The following is a 650-nucleotide window of genomic DNA, read 5'->3' on the forward strand; positions in this document are numbered from 1 at the left end:
GCCACCATTAAGCAAATGGGTAACTCCCCAGAGTTTGATGAAATTCTGACAGATGGCGCACGTAAAGTAGAAAAACGTATCAATGATGCGGTGACCTTTAAACCGTCAGCGGAAGAATTTGCCGATATTCAGGGCTTAGTGAAGAAATTACCGAAAGGTGATGTGATCGAAGATGTGAACTTGAAAACACAAAGCATCACAGAAGCCTTGGCAGAAACATCAAAAACAATTCAACGCAATCCGAAATTAAAAGAGGAAGTACAAGCCGCGATTGAAACGTTCTTGAAGAGCAGCCAAGGGCAAGACCTCACGGTAGAGATGGTTGAGAAACTGAATCATGGTTTACGCCCAGATGAAGGTGACGATCGTCAGCTTTATAAGAAAGAGACCTTAACGAAAGAAAACGCAGTGTTCTCAAGTCCAGAGGCAGCGAAAATTCAGTTAAGTGAAACAGTTGACTTTATTAACCAAGCAAAACGTCAAGGGGTTGAGCCGAGCGTGTTAGCAGGTTTAGTGTATCAACGTTTAATTGCTTACCATCCATTTGCGGAAGGTAATGGTCGTATGGCGCGTGTGATTGTGAATAAATTGTTGTTAGATGCGGGTTATCCGCCATTTACGAAGTTTAATTCAGACTTTGAAACACAAAT

1 protein-coding gene is annotated in these 650 nt (G+C 42.2%); it reads left to right on the top strand.

Annotated elements, in window-relative coordinates:
- A partial coding sequence (locus tag ACWIT3_RS09530) for a Fic family protein (RefSeq protein WP_457162454.1) occupies positions 1–650 on the top strand: 650 nt, incomplete at both ends.

The sequence above is a fragment of the Pasteurella sp. P03HT genome, assembly GCF_054052285.1.